This window comes from Acidiphilium sp. 20-67-58 (assembly GCF_002255515.1).
Lineage (GTDB): Bacteria > Pseudomonadota > Alphaproteobacteria > Acetobacterales > Acetobacteraceae > Acidiphilium.
Window position 1 is genome coordinate 1 of sequence record NZ_NCAS01000112.1, and the last position, 1,088, is coordinate 1,088.

Here is a 1,088-nt window from a genome sequence, read left to right on the forward strand (position 1 = left end):
CTCGTTCATGTCGGTGAAGTCGGACAGGCCCATCGCGCCCGGCTCATGGGTCTGGCGAAAGATGACCTCCTGCTCCGGCCCGTGCAGCGCGCGCCAGGTACGGATCCGCCGCTCCAGCGTGCGGCAGACGCCAGCGGCAAGATCCGGATGGCGCCGGCACATCTCCTCGAAGATCGCCACGGCCCTGAGGCCGGGCGCGGCTTCGAGAAGCGGCACCACCTCAGCGTCGAAGATCGTCGCCAGCGGATCCGGGCGGCGCCGGCCGCGCGGCGGCTTCGGCGATGACGGCAGGTGGCGCTCCTGCTCCAGCCGGTAGCCCGCGGCCGTGCTGAAGCCGGCCCTGGCGGCCGCCAGGGCAACACCGTCTGTCTGTCGATATCTCATGAAAAGCCTCTTCTGGTGGTCGTTGATGTGGCGCCCGGGCACGAAGGTCTCCCCGTTGTGACGAGGTATCCTCCGCGACCCGGACGGCCGCGACCACGGCGGCGCCCTGGCAAGGACGCCGCCCGGCTGGGGAGGCACCGGCTCCGGGCTACGCCCTCCGCCGGTGCCTCCCCAGCCGCATTCTCATCCTGATTGACGCTGGATTCTCACGTTGATTGCCGCGCGACAGTGGCGCCTGGCTGGCACCAGCCATGACTAATCACGATTGGCCATGATTAGTCATGGGTTATCAGGGTGATATGTGCCATGATTAGTCGTGGCCAAGAACAGCAGGGACGGGAATCGAGAGCGTGCTGCCCGGCGGCGGGCGGCTCTAGCCGAGCGCGGTATCAAGCAAGTCCTGCTTATGGCTCCGGAGCAGGCGCACCCGTTGCTGAAACACGCGGCTAGCCTGATGACCCGCGACGATGACCCACTGGAGCCACGTGCGGCGCTGCGTCGGGCTGGCGGGGCGAATGAGCCGGAGCCCGGCGATGCCTCGCCCGGCCTGGCTGCGGAACTGGAAGCCGCCAAAGCCAGGATCGCGGAAATCGAGCGTCAGGCAGAGGCGCAGAGGGTCATGGCGGATGACGCTGCCGAGCGTCAGAGGCGGCTGCTAGAGGTTGAGCAGGAGAAAGCGCGCGCGAGCGCAGAGGAGGCCCAGA

The 1,088-nt window shown here is 68.1% G+C and carries 1 protein-coding gene and 1 pseudogene; one reads left to right on the forward strand and one right to left on the reverse strand.

What is annotated here, in order from left to right:
* Nucleotides 1-384 (reverse strand): annotated as a pseudogene (locus B7Z76_RS16250) (IS21 family transposase); the annotation flags it as partial.
* Nucleotides 385-700: 316 nt separating this feature from the next.
* Between B7Z76_RS16250 and B7Z76_RS16255 the strand changes: the two are divergent.
* On the forward strand, nt 701-1,088 hold a 388-nt coding region (locus B7Z76_RS16255; RefSeq protein WP_291345305.1), incomplete at its 3' end, for a hypothetical protein.